This window comes from Enterobacter sp. 4974935, from assembly GCF_058661735.1.
This window is the reverse complement of the sequence record NZ_JBZWGT010000003.1, coordinates 326,458-340,854: the sequence shown is the minus strand read 5'-3', so window position 1 is coordinate 340,854 and position 14,397 is coordinate 326,458. Positions and strand designations below refer to the sequence as shown.

17 protein-coding genes are annotated in these 14,397 nt (G+C 53.9%); 6 read left to right on the top strand and 11 right to left on the bottom strand.

Going from position 1 to position 14,397, the window contains the following annotated elements; genetic code table 11:
- Window positions 1-12: 12 nt before the first annotated feature.
- Window positions 13-1,947 carry an ATP-dependent zinc metalloprotease FtsH gene (gene ftsH, locus AC4OVS_RS02805; protein WP_003861810.1) on the bottom strand — a complete coding sequence of 645 codons (1,935 nt, stop codon included), beginning with the start codon at window positions 1,945-1,947 and terminating at the stop codon, window positions 13-15.
- A 102-nt stretch (window positions 1,948-2,049) separates the two neighbouring features.
- Entirely contained in the window at window positions 2,050-2,676 is a 627-nt protein-coding gene (gene rlmE, locus AC4OVS_RS02800) for a 23S rRNA (uridine(2552)-2'-O)-methyltransferase RlmE (RefSeq protein WP_003861812.1), read from the bottom strand.
- Between the two features lie 127 nt (window positions 2,677-2,803).
- Between rlmE and yhbY the strand changes: the two genes are divergently transcribed.
- Complete coding sequence (gene yhbY, locus AC4OVS_RS02795; protein WP_003861814.1) at window positions 2,804-3,097, top strand: ribosome assembly RNA-binding protein YhbY; 294 nt, start codon at window positions 2,804-2,806, stop codon at window positions 3,095-3,097.
- Window positions 3,098-3,248: 151 nt separating this feature from the next.
- On the opposite strand, the gene greA is transcribed toward yhbY, so the two are convergent.
- Window positions 3,249-3,725 (bottom strand): transcription elongation factor GreA, encoded by a 477-nt coding sequence (gene greA / locus AC4OVS_RS02790; RefSeq protein ID WP_014171793.1) that lies wholly within the window; start codon window positions 3,723-3,725, stop codon window positions 3,249-3,251.
- A gap of 228 nt (window positions 3,726-3,953) precedes the next feature.
- Here greA and dacB point away from each other — a divergent pair, with 228 nt between their 5' ends.
- From dacB to pmrB, 3 genes are read left to right on the top strand one after another with little or no spacing between them, the layout of a single operon-like run.
- Window positions 3,954-5,387 (top strand): serine-type D-Ala-D-Ala carboxypeptidase, encoded by a 1,434-nt coding sequence (gene dacB / locus AC4OVS_RS02785; RefSeq protein WP_003861817.1) that lies wholly within the window; start codon window positions 3,954-3,956, stop codon window positions 5,385-5,387.
- A 2-nt stretch (window positions 5,388-5,389) separates the two neighbouring features.
- Entirely contained in the window at window positions 5,390-6,052 is a 663-nt protein-coding gene (gene pmrA / locus AC4OVS_RS02780; protein ID WP_003861819.1) for a two-component system response regulator PmrA, read from the top strand.
- The gene (pmrB, locus tag AC4OVS_RS02775) at window positions 6,049-7,092 is read left to right on the top strand and encodes a two-component system sensor histidine kinase PmrB (RefSeq protein WP_491922164.1); all 1,044 of its coding nucleotides are present in this window, start codon (window positions 6,049-6,051) and stop codon (window positions 7,090-7,092) included. The genes pmrA and pmrB overlap by 4 nt, the downstream gene beginning before the upstream one ends.
- 33 nt (window positions 7,093-7,125) lie before the next feature.
- Here the strand turns inward: pmrB and cgtA are convergent, their stop codons facing one another.
- The 4 genes from cgtA to rplU all read right to left on the bottom strand — a co-directional run bounded on the left by cgtA (window position 7,126) and on the right by rplU (window position 9,966).
- The gene (cgtA, locus tag AC4OVS_RS02770; RefSeq protein WP_003861823.1) at window positions 7,126-8,301 is read right to left on the bottom strand and encodes an Obg family GTPase CgtA; all 1,176 of its coding nucleotides are present in this window, start codon (window positions 8,299-8,301) and stop codon (window positions 7,126-7,128) included.
- 15 nt (window positions 8,302-8,316) lie between these two features.
- Window positions 8,317-9,282, bottom strand: coding sequence for a DMT family transporter (locus AC4OVS_RS02765; protein WP_063149063.1), 966 nt, complete (start codon window positions 9,280-9,282; stop codon window positions 8,317-8,319).
- A gap of 95 nt (window positions 9,283-9,377) precedes the next feature.
- Window positions 9,378-9,635 carry a 50S ribosomal protein L27 gene (gene rpmA, locus AC4OVS_RS02760; protein ID WP_003861831.1) on the bottom strand — a complete coding sequence of 86 codons (258 nt, stop codon included), beginning with the start codon at window positions 9,633-9,635 and terminating at the stop codon, window positions 9,378-9,380.
- A 19-nt stretch (window positions 9,636-9,654) separates the two neighbouring features.
- The gene (gene rplU / locus AC4OVS_RS02755) at window positions 9,655-9,966 is read right to left on the bottom strand and encodes a 50S ribosomal protein L21 (protein ID WP_003025032.1); all 312 of its coding nucleotides are present in this window, start codon (window positions 9,964-9,966) and stop codon (window positions 9,655-9,657) included.
- Window positions 9,967-10,223: 257 nt separating this feature from the next.
- Between rplU and ispB the strand changes: the two genes are divergently transcribed.
- Together ispB and sfsB are read left to right on the top strand one after the other, a co-directional pair.
- Window positions 10,224-11,195, top strand: a complete 972-nt coding sequence (gene ispB, locus AC4OVS_RS02750) for an octaprenyl diphosphate synthase (RefSeq protein ID WP_006812126.1) — start codon at window positions 10,224-10,226, stop codon at window positions 11,193-11,195.
- A gap of 229 nt (window positions 11,196-11,424) precedes the next feature.
- The gene (sfsB, locus tag AC4OVS_RS02745) at window positions 11,425-11,712 is read left to right on the top strand and encodes a DNA-binding transcriptional regulator SfsB (RefSeq protein ID WP_491922163.1); all 288 of its coding nucleotides are present in this window, start codon (window positions 11,425-11,427) and stop codon (window positions 11,710-11,712) included.
- Window positions 11,713-11,775: 63 nt separating this feature from the next.
- Here sfsB and murA read toward each other — a convergent pair whose 3' ends face one another.
- From murA to mlaC, 4 genes are all read right to left on the bottom strand, one after another.
- Window positions 11,776-13,035, bottom strand: coding sequence for a UDP-N-acetylglucosamine 1-carboxyvinyltransferase (gene murA / locus AC4OVS_RS02740; RefSeq protein ID WP_006812128.1), 1,260 nt, complete (start codon window positions 13,033-13,035; stop codon window positions 11,776-11,778).
- A gap of 50 nt (window positions 13,036-13,085) precedes the next feature.
- Complete coding sequence (gene ibaG / locus AC4OVS_RS02735; RefSeq protein ID WP_003861840.1) at window positions 13,086-13,340, bottom strand: BolA family iron metabolism protein IbaG; 255 nt, start codon at window positions 13,338-13,340, stop codon at window positions 13,086-13,088.
- A 126-nt stretch (window positions 13,341-13,466) separates the two neighbouring features.
- Window positions 13,467-13,760: a lipid asymmetry maintenance protein MlaB gene (mlaB, locus tag AC4OVS_RS02730; RefSeq protein WP_022649525.1), complete on the bottom strand. Its 294-nt coding sequence runs from the start codon at window positions 13,758-13,760 to the stop codon at window positions 13,467-13,469.
- A complete protein-coding gene (mlaC, locus tag AC4OVS_RS02725) occupies window positions 13,760-14,395 on the bottom strand; it encodes a phospholipid-binding protein MlaC (RefSeq protein WP_006812130.1) in 636 nt (211 codons plus the stop codon). Before mlaC ends, mlaB begins: the two co-directional genes overlap by 1 nt.
- Window positions 14,396-14,397: the final 2 nt, after the last annotated feature.

Here is a 14,397-nt window from a genome sequence, read left to right as displayed (position 1 = left end):
AACAGCAGTGACTTACTTGTCGCCCAACTGCTCTGACATGGTGTTGCCCGGGTTTGGCGTACGCGGTTCATCGACCGGACGCGGTGCACGCGGGGTGCCATTGTTGTCAGAATTGTTAGACGCGCCGGGGTCTTCCCAGCCTGCTGGCGGACGCACTTCGCGGCGAGCCATCAAGTCGTCAATCTGCGGCGCATCGATGGTCTCATATTTCATGAGCGCATCTTTCATCGAATGCAGGATGTCCATATTGTCATTCAGGATCTGACGGGCGCGAGCGTAGTTACGCTCAATCAGCGCTTTCACTTCCTGGTCGATGATACGAGCCGTTTCATCGGACATATGTTTCGCTTTTGCCACGGAGCGGCCCAGGAATACTTCGCCCTCTTCTTCTGCATAGAGCAGCGGACCGAGTTTGTCGGAGAAGCCCCACTGGGTCACCATGTTACGTGCCAGGTTTGTCGCCACTTTAATATCGTTCGACGCACCGGTGGAAACATGTTCCGCACCGTAGATGATCTCTTCTGCCAGACGACCGCCGTACAGGGTTGAAATCTGACTTTCCAGCTTCTGACGGCTGGCGCTGATCGCGTCGCCTTCAGGCAGGAAGAAGGTCACACCCAACGCACGACCGCGTGGAATGATCGTCACCTTGTGTACCGGATCGTGTTCCGGCACCAGACGACCGATAATCGCGTGGCCCGCTTCGTGATATGCCGTGGACTCTTTCTGCGCTTCCGTCATCACCATGGAGCGACGTTCCGCACCCATCATGATTTTGTCTTTCGCTTTCTCAAATTCCACCATGGACACTACACGCTTGTTACCGCGAGCGGCAAACAGTGCTGCCTCGTTGACCAGGTTAGCCAGATCCGCACCGGAGAAGCCTGGAGTACCACGCGCGATGATTGCCGCGTCGATATCTGGTGCCAGCGGTACGCGACGCATATGCACTTTCAGGATCTGTTCACGACCACGAACATCCGGCAGACCGACCACAACCTGACGGTCGAAACGGCCTGGACGCAGCAGCGCAGGGTCGAGTACGTCTGGACGGTTAGTTGCCGCGATAACGATGATACCTTCGTTACCTTCAAAGCCGTCCATTTCAACCAGCATCTGGTTCAGGGTCTGCTCACGTTCATCGTGACCACCGCCCAGGCCTGCGCCACGCTGGCGGCCAACGGCGTCGATTTCATCGATGAAGATGATGCACGGTGCTGCCTTCTTAGCCTGCTCGAACATGTCACGCACACGAGATGCACCGACACCCACGAACATTTCAACGAAGTCAGAACCTGAAATAGTAAAGAACGGGACCTTCGCTTCACCCGCGATGGCTTTTGCCAGCAGGGTTTTACCGGTACCCGGAGGGCCGACCATCAGGACGCCTTTCGGGATCTTACCGCCCAGTTTCTGGAAACGGCTCGGCTCGCGCAGGTATTCAACCAGTTCACCCACCTCTTCTTTTGCTTCGTCACAACCTGCTACGTCAGCAAAGGTGGTCTTGATCTGGTCTTCCGTCAGCATACGCGCCTTGCTCTTACCGAACGACATGGCACCTTTGCCACCACCGCCCTGCATCTGGCGCATAAAGAAGATCCAGACACCGATAAGAAGCAGCATCGGGAACCAGGAAATGAAGATAGAAGCCAACAGGCTTGGTTCTTCCGGCGGCTCGCCTACCACTTTGACGTTTTTGGTCAGAAGGTTATCAAGCAGCTTAGGATCGTTCACCGGGATGTAAGTCGTGTAACGGTTACTATCTTTCTTGGTAACGTTGATCTCACGTCCGTTGATACGCGCTTCGCGAACCTGGTCCTGATTGACCTCTTGCAGGAAGGTAGAATAATCCACCTTGCGGCCATTCGACTCGCTGGGCCCAAAGCTCTGGAAAACTGACATCAGCACAACGGCAATGACCAGCCAGAGTATTAGGTTTTTCGCCATGTCACTCAAGGGATTAACCTCATATTACAACTGTGTTAAAAACAGCGTCAGGATACTCTATATCCAGTTTCATTCAAACTTTCGCCTGAAATCTACCGGTTATCATTTTCGCCCGGTCGCTACAATATACACTTCACGGGAACGGGCCCGGGAAGAGTCCGGCTTACGAACTTTGACCTTCGCAAACAGGGAGCGAATTTCCTTAAGATACTCCTCGAAACCTTCGCCCTGAAACACCTTCACAACAAAACTACCACCAGGCGCTAGTACATCACGACACATTTCTAACGCTAGTTCCACCAGATACATGGCGCGGGGGATATCCACCGCCGGTGTTCCACACATATTTGGTGCCATATCCGACATGACAACCTGGACCTTACTGTCACCTACACGATCAAGTAATGCTTTAAGCACTAATTCATCACGAAAGTCGCCCTGAAGGAAGTCGACACCGACGATGGGATCCATTGGTAAAAGATCGCATGCGATGATTCGGCCCGTTCCGCCGATCTGCGTAACCGCATACTGGGACCATCCGCCAGGTGCCGCACCGAGGTCGACCACCGTCATTCCCGGTTTAAAAAGTTTGTCACTTTGCTGTATTTCATCAAGTTTAAACCAGGCGCGGGAACGTAACCCCTTTTTCTGCGCCTGTTGAACATATTTATCGCTAAAGTGTTCCTGAAGCCAGCGGCTGGAGCTGGCAGAACGCTTTTTACCTGTCATTTAACATTTCCGTCCTGGTTCATCGTTACTTGCCTGTGACGTAAATTTCTACGCAGCTATTTGGCGATATTAGGGAGATGGCGGTAGAATGAACCGTTTTCAATCCCAACGTAAGCAAAAATATACGATGAATCTGAGTACTAAACAAAAACAGCACCTTAAAGGTCTGGCACATCCGCTCAAGCCTGTAGTGATGCTTGGCAACAATGGTTTGACCGAAGGGGTGCTTGCCGAGATTGAACAAGCGCTGGAACACCACGAGCTGATCAAGGTGAAAATCGCCTCTGAAGACAGAGACACTAAAAACCTGATCGTGGAAGCCATCGTGCGCGAAACCGGCGCCTGTAATGTACAGGTCATCGGTAAAACGCTGGTGCTCTATCGCCCATCTAAAGAGCGCAAAATCTCGCTGCCACGTTAAGGATATCCTGAATCAAACACATTTTCTGTGTGAAACGAGGGATTTCTTACAGCAGGCGAGCAAAATGCCATGCTCCTTGAGTTGATAAAAGGCCGCTATGCGGCCTTTTTCTTTTCTTTACAATGTATCAACATCTTAGAAGAGAAGCGAATTACAGGTATTCAACCTTAATAATTTCGTATTCCACTTCGCCACCCGGGGTGCGGATAGTCACAACATCATCCTGCTCTTTGCCAATCAGGCCGCGAGCAATCGGGGAGTTCACCGAAATCAGGTTCTGTTTGAAGTCCGCTTCATCATCACCCACGATGCGATAGGTTTGCTCTTCGTCGTTGTCCAGATTCAGGACGGTGACGGTAGAGCCGAAGATCACGCGACCGTTGTTTGGCATTTTAGTGATATCGATAACCTGCGCGTTGGACAGTTTCGCTTCGATATCTTTGATGCGCCCCTCGCAGAAACCCTGCTGCTCACGCGCCGCGTGGTATTCAGCATTCTCTTTCAGGTCGCCATGCTCACGCGCATCCGCGATAGCGGCGATGATTTCAGGGCGACGTACGGATTTCAGAAAATCCAGCTCTTCGCGCAGTTTTTCGGCACCACGTAAGGTCATCGGAATAGCTTGCATTTGTTATACCTCTTAAACATTCCTGTTGGGAGCAGTGTTCCCTGCTCCAGCCCACCTGAACAGGCCAGAAGCAAAAAGAAAACCGACCCGGGAGCAACGCCCCAGGTCAGCAGCAATTTTTCAATTTGATACGCATTTTACCGCGAAGTTCACTATGGGTCATCGTTTACTTTACAGTGCCATGCACCGTAGTATGACGGTTTGTTTTCGGGTTGTTAGCGCGAGATTATGCGATTTTCCAGTTTTATCATCGGATTGACTACCAGTATAACGTTCACCGTTCAGGCCGCGAATGTTGATGAGTACATTAATCAACTGCCCGCCGGCGCGAACCTTGCCCTGATGGTGCAGAAGGTTGGCGCGCAGGCTCCCGAGATTGACTATCACAGTCAACAGATGGCGCTGCCTGCCAGTACCCAGAAGGTGATCACTGCCCTCGCCGCCCTGCTCCAGCTCGGGCCTGACTTCCGTTTTACTACCACCCTTGAAACCAGAGGTAACGTTGAGGGTGGCGAACTGAAAGGCGATCTTATCGCCCGTTTTGGTGGCGATCCCACCTTTAAGCGCCAGGATGTCCGCAACATGGTGGCGGTACTGAAAAAATCCGGCGTAACAAAAATTGATGGCAACGTGCTGATCGACACCTCCATTTTCGCCAGCCACGATAAAGCGCCTGGCTGGCCATGGAACGACATGACGCAGTGCTTTAGCGCCCCGCCAGCCGCCGCCATCGTTGACCGTAACTGCTTCTCCGTATCGCTTTACAGCGCGCCAAAACCCAATGACTTAGCGTTTATCCGCGTGGCGTCTTACTACCCGGTCACGATGTTCAGCCAGGTGCGGACGCTGGCGAAAGGCTCCCCGGAGGCGCAGTATTGTGAGCTCGACGTGGTACCGGGCGATCTCAATCGCTATACGCTCACCGGCTGCCTGACCCAGCGGGCCGATCCCCTCCCGCTGGCCTTTGCCATTCAGGATGGCGCAGGCTATGCCGGTGCCATTTTTAAAGATGAACTGAAGCAGGCGGGCATAACCTACACCGGAACGCTGCTGCGCCAGACGCAGGTGAATGAACCAGGCACGGTGATTGCCAGTAAACAGTCCGCGCCACTGCATGATTTGCTTAAGATTATGCTGAAAAAGTCGGATAACATGATTGCCGACACGGTGTTCCGTATGATCGGGCACGCGCGCTTTGGTGTGCCAGGAACCTGGCGGGCCGGTTCTGATGCCGTACGTCAGATCCTGCGCCAGCAGGCGGGTATCGATCTGGGCAATACGATCGCTGTCGACGGTTCTGGTTTATCGCGCCATAACCTGATCTCACCGGCCACCATGATGCAGGTGTTGCAGTACATCGCTCAGCATGACGCTGAGCTAAACTTTATTACAATGCTGCCGCTCGCCGGACACGATGGGTCACTTCAGTACCGTGCGGGCCTTCACGCTGCAGGCGTGGATGGCAAAGTGTCAGCCAAAACGGGTTCCCTGCAGGGCGTTTACAACCTTGCCGGTTTTATCACGACAGCCAGCGGGCAACGCATGGCCTTTGTGCAGTATCTTTCCGGCTATGCCGTCGAACCGGCTGACCAGCGCAATCGTCGTATTCCACTGGTGCGTTTCGAAAGCAGGCTCTATAAGGACATCTACCAGAATAACTAGCGATGAAACTACTGATAGTTGAAGACGATCTGTTATTACAGGAAGGGTTAGCGCTGGCACTGGGGAATGAGGGCTACGCCCTGGATTGTGCCGCCACGGCGGCTGAAGCAGATGCCTTGATCCAGAGCGGAGAATACAGCCTTGTGATTCTGGATTTGGGACTGCCGGATAAAGACGGCGCGACGCTGCTCTGCCAGTGGCGTCGTCGCGGAGTGGAGAATCCCGTATTGATTCTCACCGCCCGCGATGCCATTGAAGACAGAATTAACGGGCTGGATTCTGGCGCTGACGATTATCTGGTAAAACCCTTCGCCCTTGCCGAGCTACAGGCTCGCGTACGGGCGTTAATCCGCCGCTATCAGGGCCACAGCGACAACCTGCTGACGGACGGGGATATCACCCTCAATCTGCAAACTCAGCAGGTGCTGCGCCAGTCTCAGCCTGTGGAAGTGACCCCAAAAGAGTTCGCTCTGCTGACGCGTCTGATCATGCGCAGCGGGCAGACCGTGCACCGTGAAACGCTGCAACAGGACATCTACTCCTGGCAGGACGATCCAGGATCAAACACGCTTGAAGTTCACATTCATAATCTGCGCCGCAAGCTCGGTAAAGATCGCATCAAAACCGTACGTGGCGTGGGTTACCGTCTGGAGAGCCAGAAATGAACAGTATGCGCCGGCGATTAATGGTGTTGCTGGCGGTTATACTGCTATTTTTTCAACTGGTTAGCGTAGTCTGGCTGTGGCATGAGAGCCGCGAGCAAATCGGTTTTCTGGTGAACGAAACGTTGTCTGCGAAAGCGCGCAACAACCATGTCGAAAAAGAGATCCGCGAAGCCATTGCCTCCCTGCTGGTTCCTTCTCTGGTGATGGTCGGTTTTACCCTGTTCTTCTCATTCTGGGCCGTCACCTGGATCACCCGACCACTCAACAAACTTCGCGTCAGCCTTGCGAACCGTTCGGCGGATAATCTGACTCCCCTGCCGATGTATTCTGATATGGAAGAGATAGGCGCTGTGACCACATCGCTCAATCAACTCCTCGCCCGGCTGGACCACACTATTCAACAGGAACGCCTGTTTACCGCCGATGCGGCACACGAGTTACGTACGCCGCTTGCGGGGATCAGGCTCCATCTGGAACTGATGGCTCAGTCCGGTTCCCCGCAGGCCACGCCACTGATAAACCGGATCGATCAGTTGATGCACACGGTGGAACAGCTGCTGATGCTGGCGCGTGCCGGACAGGCGATGGCCAGCGGCCATTACGATACCGTGAACTGGACTGAGACGATCATTGCTCCGCTTAGCCTGGAGCATGAAGCCAAAGAGCATACGGTGATATGGCCGGCCCACAGCGCGCTGACGGTTCAGGGGGACGCCGTCCTGTTACGTCTGATGCTAAGGAACCTTCTGGAGAATGCCGCCCGCTACAGCCCGGCAGGCACAACCATTGAAGTGGCATTAACAGCGACGGAAAGCGGTACCCGGGTGAGCGTTACCGATCAGGGGCCGGGTATTGATGAGGCACACCGCCAGTCGATCACCGAACCTTTCCGACGTCTCGACCAGCGCTACGGCGGCAGCGGCCTTGGGCTGAGCATCGTACAGCGTATCGTACAGCTCCATCATGGCCATTTAACGCTGGAGAATGGCGCTGCGGGCGGCCTCATCGCCAGCTGTTGGTTACCGGCGAAAATAGGATAAAAAAAAGCCCCGTTAAGGGGCTTTATACTGAGGTTAGTGCTTGTAGATGAACTCGACGCCTTCTTCGTCGTCTTCATCCCAGTCATCGTCCCAGTCTTCATCATCTTCTTCCGCTTCCAGCTCTTCGAGCTGCTGGCGGTGGTAGTCATCCCACATGAATTCGACTTTTTCAGGCTGTTTCGCCTCTTCTGCCTGAACAACCGGATTCTCGATGATAAAGGTCATCACATCCCAGCAGAGATCTTTCACGCCAACCTGGCTGGCGGCAGAGATCAGGTAGTACTTATCTTCCCAACCCATCGCTTCGGCAATCGCTTTAGCTTTCGCTTCAGCTTCCGCTTTATCCATCAGGTCGATCTTGTTAAATACCAGCCAGCGCGGTTTTTGCGCCAGTTTTTCACTGTATTTCTCCAGCTCACCGATAATGATACGGGCGTTTTCAACCGGATCGGAACCGTCGATTGGATCGATGTCGATGAGGTGCAACAGTACGCGACAACGCTCAAGGTGCTTCAGGAAGCGAATCCCCAGACCGGCGCCTTCTGCTGCCCCTTCAATCAGACCCGGGATGTCAGCGACCACGAAGCTCTTCTCGTTATCCATACGGACAACGCCCAGGCTCGGTACCAGTGTCGTAAACGGATAATCCGCCACTTTTGGTTTCGCCGCAGAGACCGCACGGATAAACGTCGATTTACCGGCGTTTGGCATACCCAGCATCCCCACATCCGCCAGCAGCATCAGTTCCAGTTGCAGGTCGCGCTTATCACCCGGGGTACCCATGGTTTTCTGACGCGGGGTACGGTTAACGGAAGATTTGAAACGGCTGTTACCCAGACCGTGCCAGCCGCCTTTCGCCACCATCAGGCGCTGACCGTGTTTGGTCATATCACCCATGGTTTCGCCCGTGCCCTGATCGATGACACGCGTACCTACCGGCACTTTGATCGTCACGTCTTTACCGCGTTTACCGGTACAGTCGCGGCTCTGGCCATTCTGCCCACGTTCGGCGCGGAAAGATTTTTCGAAACGGTAGTCGATCAGCGTGTTGAGGTTTTCATCCGCCTCCAGCCACACGTCGCCACCGTCCCCACCGTCACCGCCGTCAGGACCGCCACGAGGAATATATTTTTCACGGCGGAAGCTTACACAACCGTTACCGCCATCACCTGCCACGACCAGAATCGTCGCTTCATCAACAAACTTCATTTTACTCTCCGTAACTCATTCGCCTGAGCGGGGGACTATTACAACCGCTTCATTTTTGCGCCAACGCCCCCAGAGACGATGACCAATGGCGGAATACATCGCGCCCGCAACCACGACAAACGCACCGAGATAACCCAACAGGTTGAGCATCGGCTTGACGAAGACATCGGGCCAGGCCATTGATAACAAATCTGAAAATAACAGCGTAAACAGCGGGGTAAGCGTGATTAAGGCGCTCACCTGTGCTGCCTGCCAGCGCGCCATGGCTTCAGCCAGCGCGCCATAACCGACCAGCGTGTTCAGCCCACAAAAAAAGAGGCACGCCAGTTGCCAGTCGCTGAGCTGGGTAATCACCCCCGGCTTAGCTAACGGCAATAATGCCAGTGTACACAAAGTGTACAGCAAAAAGAGGATCTGCTGTGAGGCAAGTCGACGCAATAACACCTTTTGCGCGACGCCATAACTCACCCAGACCGTTGCTGCACCCACCCCAAAAATGACACCCCAGGTGTAATCCGTCAGGCGGGTAAAAATCTCGATCAGACTGGTGTTAAAGAACATCACCAGACCGCAAAGCAACATGCTTGCCCCGATGATCTGCGTACCGCGCATCTTCTCCTTGAGGATGAATACGCTGGCGACCATCATGCCGACCGGTGATAGCTGACCAATCACCTGCGACGCTGTAGGGCTAAGATATTGCAGGGAAGAGCTGAACAGAATGAAGTTACCGAACAGACCGCCCGTCGCGATAGCCAGTAACACCAGCCAGCGCGGTTTTCGGAAGATGCGCAGCGGTGGCAGCTTACCTTTGACGGCCAGAATGGCGCCCAGGCCTATACTTGCCATCAGGAAGCGATAAAACACCACCGTGGGCGGTTCCATCACTTCCAGTACCTGCTTCATTGCAATTGGCAGTGCACCCCAGCACATTGCGGTAGTGAGCGCCAAAAGAATACCAATGCCGGCCTGCTGCTTCATGCCCGTTTTCCCTACAGAAAATTTTCCGGGTTTCCAATGTAAAAAGCCCCGCAACACGTTGCGGGGCTTTAATCCGTTACCGGACCGAGAAAACCTTACTCAGCAACGATGCTGATGTATTTACGGTTGTTCGGGCCTTTAACTTCAAATTTCACTTTACCGTCTGCTTTAGCAAACAGAGTGTGGTCACGACCGCAACCTACGTTGGTACCCGCGTGGAACTTGGTGCCACGCTGACGAACGATGATGCTACCCGCCAGAACGGATTCGCCACCGAAACGCTTAACGCCCAGGCGTTTAGCTTCTGAATCGCGACCGTTACGTGTGGAGCCGCCAGCCTTTTTATGTGCCATTTAAATCTCTCCTCAGGTCTTAGGCGCTGATGCCAGTAATTTTCACATCAGTGAACCACTGACGGTGGCCCTGCTGCTTACGATAGTGTTTACGACGACGAAACTTAACGATTTTAACTTTCTCGCCACGACCGTGAGCAACAACTTCAGCTTTGATAACGCCGCCATCAACGAAAGGAACGCCGATTTTGACTTCTTCACCGTTTGCGATCATCAGAACTTCAGCGAACTCAACAGATTCGCCAGTTGCGATGTCCAGCTTTTCCAGGCGAACGGTCTGACCTTCGCTTACTCGGTGTTGTTTACCACCACTTTGGAAAACCGCGTACATATAAACTCCGCTTCCGCGCACATCCTCGTATGATTCAGAGTGCGCTATAAATATTCACAATAGGGCGCGAATATTACGCAAAACGCGAGCCTTTGACAAGTGCTACCATCAATACATGAAGAAAAAAAACACAACACGTACGGTAACGTTTATCTGAGCCATTTTTTCAGTACAATCAGCAATACTATTTATAAACCGAAACCCTTTGTGTACCCATCTCGTGTGGGATAAACAGGATAAAAAGCCCGGCTTTTGCGATGAATTTAGAAAAAATCAATGAGTTAACCGCGCAAGATATGGCGGGTGTGAATGCAGCAATCCTGGAGCAACTCAACTCTGACGTTCAGCTGATCAATCAGTTGGGCTATTACATCGTCAGCGGCGGCGGTAAACGTATTCGTCCGATGATTGCCATTCTGGCCGCACGCGCGGTTGGCTATCAGGGAAATGCCCACGTCACGATCGCGGCGCTGATCGAATTTATCCACACCGCCACCCTGCTTCATGACGATGTTGTGGATGAATCAGACATGCGTCGTGGCAAAGCCACCGCCAATGCCGCGTTTGGTAATGCGGCAAGCGTTCTGGTAGGGGATTTTATCTATACCCGAGCCTTCCAGATGATGACCAGCCTTGGCTCGCTGAAGGTGCTGGAAGTGATGTCAGAAGCCGTAAACGTTATCGCTGAAGGCGAAGTCCTACAGTTGATGAACGTCAACGACCCGGATATCACCGAAGAAAACTATATGCGGGTGATTTACAGCAAGACCGCACGTCTGTTTGAAGCCGCCGCGCAGTGCTCCGGCATTCTGGCAGGCTGTAGCGAAGCTCAGGAAAAAGGGCTTCAGGACTACGGCCGTTACCTCGGCACCGCGTTCCAGCTGATTGATGATTTGCTGGACTACAGCGCGGATGGCGAAACGCTCGGTAAAAACGTTGGCGATGACCTGAACGAAGGCAAGCCAACGCTGCCGCTGCTCCACGCGATGCGCAATGGCACACCAGAGCAGGCGAAAATGATCCGGGAGGCTATCGAGCAGGGAAATGGTCGCCATCTTCTGGAACCGGTACTGGAAACAATGGCCATCTGTGGTTCCCTTGAATGGACGCGTCAGCGTGCTGAAGAAGAAGCAGACAAAGCCATCGCCGCAATTCAGGTCATTCCCGACAGCCCATGGCGTGATGCGCTAATCGGCCTCGCGCACATCGCCGTCCAGCGCGACCGTTAATCCCCTCCTCATCTCCCTGCGATCTCGTAGGGAGGTTCCAGTACGCACCAATAAATTACATTTACGCGTAAGCTCATCAGGTTACAGGCCGTATGTATAAAGCCGTGCCTTATTCTGAATATTGCTTCTCGTAACATGAACTTTTTAGAACAGATGTTCGAAGTGAGTATAGTAATGCTGTCTTTTCACACGAAACGACGTGGACGATAACGAACACAAGGACAGCATTATGGATACAAAATTCATCGACTGGCATTCTGCTGACATTATTGCGGCACTGCGTAAAAAAGGGACATCGCTGGCTGCCGAATCACGTCGTCATGGGCTGAGATCGTCGACGCTGGCAAACGCCCTGACCCGCCCATGGCCGAAGGGGGAACTGATTATTGCGACGGCGCTGGATACGCATCCGTGGGTGATATGGCCGTCACGCTATCACGATCCCATTACCCATGAATTTATCGACAGAACGCGCATGATGCGCCAGAGCAAAGCGAAGAAAGCACATCAGGACTGATGCACCCGGATTTACAGGAACAGCAATCCCCCGGCCTGTTCTGGCAGGGGGGTGCCGGAACGATTACTCGCCCTTCACACGCTCGATATTCGCACCCAGCGCGCGCAGTTTGTCTTCAATACGCTCGTAACCACGATCGATGTGGTAGATGCGATCGACAACGGTAGTCCCTTCTGCAATACAACCTGCCAGTACGAGGCTCGCAGACGCGCGCAGATCGGTCGCCATCACCTGCGCACCGGACAGTTTTTCAACGCCGTGGCAAATGACCGTGTTGCTTTCAATCTCAGCATGCGCACCCATACGGATCAGTTCCGGTACGTGCATGAAACGGTTTTCGAAGATAGTTTCCGTGATGAAGCCTGTGCCTTCGGCCACCAGGTTCAACAGGGTGAACTGTGCCTGCATATCCGTCGGGAATGCCGGATGTGGCGCAGTGCGCACGTTAACGGCTTTAGGACGCTGCCCGTGCATATCGAGGCTGATCCAGTCTTCACCAATTTCAATGTCCGCACCCGCATCGCGCAGTTTCGCCAGCACCGCATCCAGGGTATCCGGTTGTGCGTTACGACAAACAATCTTACCGCCAGAAATGGCAGCCGCTACCAGGAAAGTACCGGTTTCGATACGGTCTGGCAGTACGCGGTACACACCACCACCCAGACGTTCAACGCCTTCGATGGTGATACGGTCTGTGCCCTGCCCGCTGATCTTCGCCCCCAGCGCGACCAGGAAGTTCGCGGTATCCACGATTTCCGGCTCTCGGGCGGCGTTTTCGATGATGGTAGTGCCTTCTGCCAGCGTAGCAGCCGACATGATGGTTACCGTTGCGCCCACGCTCACTTTGTCCATGACAATGTGCGCGCCTTTCAGGCGACCATTGACGGACGCTTTAACGTACCCCTCTTCCAGCTTGATCTCCGCGCCCAGCTTTTCCAGACCGAAGATATGCAGGTCGACTGGACGGGCGCCGATAGCGCATCCGCCCGGCAGTGAAACCTGTCCCTGACCGAAACGCGCCACCAGCGGGCCAAGCGCCCAGATGGAAGCACGCATGGTTTTCACCAGCTCATACGGCGCTGAGAAGTTGTTCACGTTGCTGGCATCGATCCAGACGGAACCGTTACGCTCCACTTTGGTGCCCAACTGGCCGAGCAACTTCATGGTCGTGTCGATATCTTTCAGCTTCGGTACGTTCTGGATCTCTACCGGCTCTTCTGCGAGCAGCGCAGCGAAAAGAATGGGCAGCGCGGCGTTTTTAGCGCCAGAAATTGTGACTTCGCCCTGGAGACGCGTGGGTCCCTGTACACGAAATTTATCCATCGTTTGCTCTCTTATAAATTCAACCGTGCTGCGGGCGCTTCGCCCTCAGCTCAAAAACCGTTTAGTTTGCGATCGCGTGCCCACTCCTGTGGGGTGAACGCTTTAATCGACAGGGCGTGGATGCGGTTATCCGCAATGTATTCCATCAGCGGCGCGTACACAGCCTGCTGTTTCTTCACGCGACTCATTCCGTCGAACATCTCACCCACAGCAATAACCTGGAAGTGACTGCCATCGCCAGAGACGTGGGCTTCCTGAAGGGAGAGTGCATTCATCAGCACTGTCTGGATTTCATTATTTTCCATGGGGTCTACATCATCTGATAGTGAAAACAAGCTCAACATCTTAGAGCAAAGTGGCGCGGTCTTAAACAAGCAAAAAGCCCCGACGCGTAAACTGTCGGGGCTTTCGGAAGTAACGTACTGAAAAAGTTAGCGAGGTAATACGTCTTCAGGCAAATTGTAAAGCTGTGCAAGGGTTACGACATTATCGCTTACCCCCGTCAGGGTGACGCTACTCCCCTGCTTTTTGCCCGTGGCCACCAGGTGCGCCAGCAGGGCGATACCGGCGGTATCTACCCGCGTGACGCCATGGAGATCAATCAACGTCACGCCCTGCATCGCGTTATGGCGAGCGTCCCACAGCGGGTTAAGCAGATCCTGATCCAGCTCTCCCGTCAGCGTCAACGTCTCGCCGTCACGCGCCCAGCTAAGCTGCTGTGACATTACTTCTTCTCGTCCAGGGTAATTTTCTGACGAGAGATGGACTGAAGCTGAGCCGTCAGGCCATCGATGCCTTTGGTGCGCAGCAGATCGCTCCACTCGTTCTGTTTAGTGGTGATCATGCTGACGCCTTCAGCGATCATGTCGTACGCCTGCCAGTTTCCGGTCTGGCTGTTTTTACGCCACTGGAAGTCCAGGCGTACCGGTGGACGACCGTTTGGATCGATAATCGTCACGCGGATAGGAATGATGGTGGCATCGCCCAGCGGCTGTTCAGGGGCAATCTGATAGGTCTGCCCGTGGTACATCGCCAGCGCCTGGCCGTAAGCCTGTTTCAGGTATTCACGGAACGCCGCAAAGTAAGCCTCGCGCTGCGCCGGGGTCGCGTCTTTGTAGTAACGGCCCAGCACCAGTGCGCCCGCGTACTTGATCTGCACATACGGCAGCAGCTCCTGATCCACCACATCACGCAGATAATCAGGGTTAGAACGGATTTTGGGCTGTTCGTTTTTAAGACGGTCGAAGGTTTTCTTCGCGGCCTCATCCATCAGTTTGTACGGGTTACTCTGATCCGCAGCGTGCGCCGCGGTTAGAGGGGCAATGACCAGCATGGCAACCATTAACAGTCGTTTAAACATGA

What these genes read in the sequence shown, in the direction of transcription:
- mlaB (WP_022649525.1), bottom strand. Translation starts at nt 13,760, where the DNA reads ATGTCACAGCAGCTTAGCTGGGCGCGTGACGGCGAGACGTTGACGCTG.
- mlaC (WP_006812130.1), bottom strand. Translation starts at nt 14,395, where the DNA reads ATGTTTAAACGACTGTTAATGGTTGCCATGCTGGTCATTGCCCCTCTA.
- yhbY (WP_003861814.1), top strand. Translation starts at nt 2,804, where the DNA reads ATGAATCTGAGTACTAAACAAAAACAGCACCTTAAAGGTCTGGCACAT.
- rlmE (WP_003861812.1), bottom strand. Translation starts at nt 2,676, where the DNA reads ATGACAGGTAAAAAGCGTTCTGCCAGCTCCAGCCGCTGGCTTCAGGAA.
- dacB (WP_003861817.1), top strand. Translation starts at nt 3,954, where the DNA reads ATGCGATTTTCCAGTTTTATCATCGGATTGACTACCAGTATAACGTTC.
- ftsH (WP_003861810.1), bottom strand. Translation starts at nt 1,947, where the DNA reads ATGGCGAAAAACCTAATACTCTGGCTGGTCATTGCCGTTGTGCTGATG.
- rplU (WP_003025032.1), bottom strand. Translation starts at nt 9,966, where the DNA reads ATGTACGCGGTTTTCCAAAGTGGTGGTAAACAACACCGAGTAAGCGAA.
- ispB (WP_006812126.1), top strand. Translation starts at nt 10,224, where the DNA reads ATGAATTTAGAAAAAATCAATGAGTTAACCGCGCAAGATATGGCGGGT.
- pmrB (WP_491922164.1), top strand. Translation starts at nt 6,049, where the DNA reads ATGAACAGTATGCGCCGGCGATTAATGGTGTTGCTGGCGGTTATACTG.
- sfsB (WP_491922163.1), top strand. Translation starts at nt 11,425, where the DNA reads ATGGATACAAAATTCATCGACTGGCATTCTGCTGACATTATTGCGGCA.
- pmrA (WP_003861819.1), top strand. Translation starts at nt 5,390, where the DNA reads ATGAAACTACTGATAGTTGAAGACGATCTGTTATTACAGGAAGGGTTA.
- rpmA (WP_003861831.1), bottom strand. Translation starts at nt 9,635, where the DNA reads ATGGCACATAAAAAGGCTGGCGGCTCCACACGTAACGGTCGCGATTCA.
- greA (WP_014171793.1), bottom strand. Translation starts at nt 3,725, where the DNA reads ATGCAAGCTATTCCGATGACCTTACGTGGTGCCGAAAAACTGCGCGAA.
- cgtA (WP_003861823.1), bottom strand. Translation starts at nt 8,301, where the DNA reads ATGAAGTTTGTTGATGAAGCGACGATTCTGGTCGTGGCAGGTGATGGC.
- murA (WP_006812128.1), bottom strand. Translation starts at nt 13,035, where the DNA reads ATGGATAAATTTCGTGTACAGGGACCCACGCGTCTCCAGGGCGAAGTC.
- ibaG (WP_003861840.1), bottom strand. Translation starts at nt 13,340, where the DNA reads ATGGAAAATAATGAAATCCAGACAGTGCTGATGAATGCACTCTCCCTT.
- AC4OVS_RS02765 (WP_063149063.1), bottom strand. Translation starts at nt 9,282, where the DNA reads ATGAAGCAGCAGGCCGGCATTGGTATTCTTTTGGCGCTCACTACCGCA.